Genomic DNA, 788 nt, shown 5'->3' with positions numbered 1-788 from the left:
AGTTGCAGGTAGGCGGCAGTAAGTAAATCCCCATGAGCATAGATAGACTATGTAATTGGGGTGAACGAACGTAGCCCCCTGCCATTTCAAGTAGGAAAGAGATAAATGGCTCACGACTCCCCTTTCTCGTACTCAATCGAATTGATAAACCACTCTTTCATGCCTGTTGGGGTTTGTACCTGAAACTCTTCATCCACTTGCTTTTTGAGTAGCGCGCGCGCCATCGGGGAATCAATCGAGATGTAATCTTTGGCATCGCCATAAATCTCTTCGGGGCCGACAATGCGAAACTTCTTCACCTCTCCGGCTTCGTTTTCAATTTCCACCCAAGCACCGAAAAACACTTTGCCTTCTTGCTGCGGTGAATAATCCACGATTTTCAGCTCTGGCAGCAACTTACTCAGGAAGCGCACACGACGATCAATCTGGCGCAGCAGACGCTTGTTGTAAGTGTAATCAGCGTTCTCTGAGCGATCGCCAAGGCTCGCCGCCCAAGAGACTTTTTGAGTGATCTCGGGACGTTGTTCTTTCCATAAATAGTCGAGCTCTTGCTTGAGCTTGTTGTAGCCAGCTCGGGTAATCAGCTTAGTTTTCACACGGGATTCTCAACAAAATAGGGTTGCGCGAAAAGTACCGATTTTTCGTACGCTTTGCCAGTCAGGGCAAAAGATTTGACTGAAAGCTCTCAAAAGCGAGCAGCAGACGTGTTATTAATAGCCGCCTATTTATACCCAAACTACTTGGAGTGGCAGCTAGGCGGCAAGTGAGTGAACCCCCATGAGCATAGA

1 protein-coding gene is annotated in these 788 nt (G+C 48.0%); it reads right to left on the bottom strand.

Annotated features, from left to right (window positions below):
• Positions 1 to 110: 110 nt before the first annotated feature.
• Positions 111 to 596 (bottom strand): transcription elongation factor GreB, encoded by a 486-nt coding sequence (gene greB, locus GOU96_RS17895; protein ID WP_142629685.1) that lies wholly within the window; start codon positions 594 to 596, stop codon positions 111 to 113.
• Between the last annotated feature and the right edge of the window lie 192 nt (positions 597 to 788).

It is taken from the genome of Vibrio sp. R-1, from assembly GCF_035615595.1.
GTDB classification, from domain to species: domain Bacteria; phylum Pseudomonadota; class Gammaproteobacteria; order Enterobacterales; family Vibrionaceae; genus Vibrio; species Vibrio cholerae.
This window is presented reverse-complemented; position numbering and strand designations above follow the sequence as displayed.